This window comes from Legionella rowbothamii (assembly GCF_900639985.1).
Lineage (GTDB): Bacteria > Pseudomonadota > Gammaproteobacteria > Legionellales > Legionellaceae > Legionella > Legionella rowbothamii.
Genome location: NZ_CAAAIM010000033.1, coordinates 1 through 345, shown reverse-complemented (window position 1 = coordinate 345; position 345 = coordinate 1). Strand labels below are relative to the sequence as shown.

Below are 345 nucleotides of genomic sequence, written 5' to 3'. Positions count from 1 at the left end.
TACCTCTTTATTTACCATATTTTTAATGAACATCTGATTTATTCAGATTAAAATACTCTATATTCATAAAGCGCTTTAATCTGAACCATCACGAAGAACTCCGTCATTGGTGGAGCCGAGGAGGATCGAACTCCTGACCCCCTGCGTGCAAGGCAGGTGCTCTCCCAGCTGAGCTACGACCCCATTCTTTTACTTCGACATCTTGCCCTAACCTAAGTTAAAACAAAACCTCTCGCAAAAATCATCGAGGTTCTTCTTCACTATTCGAAAACAAACTGTGTGGGCACTTTGAAGCTTGGTGCTCGTATATTAAGGAGGTGATCCAGCCGCAGGTTCCCCTACGGC

The 345-nt window shown here is 44.1% G+C and carries 1 tRNA gene; it reads right to left on the bottom strand.

The features are described 5' to 3' along the window. Positions 1–107: 107 nt before the first annotated feature. Positions 108–183: transfer RNA gene (locus tag E1P08_RS17065), tRNA-Ala, on the bottom strand. Positions 184–345 lie beyond the last annotated feature (162 nt).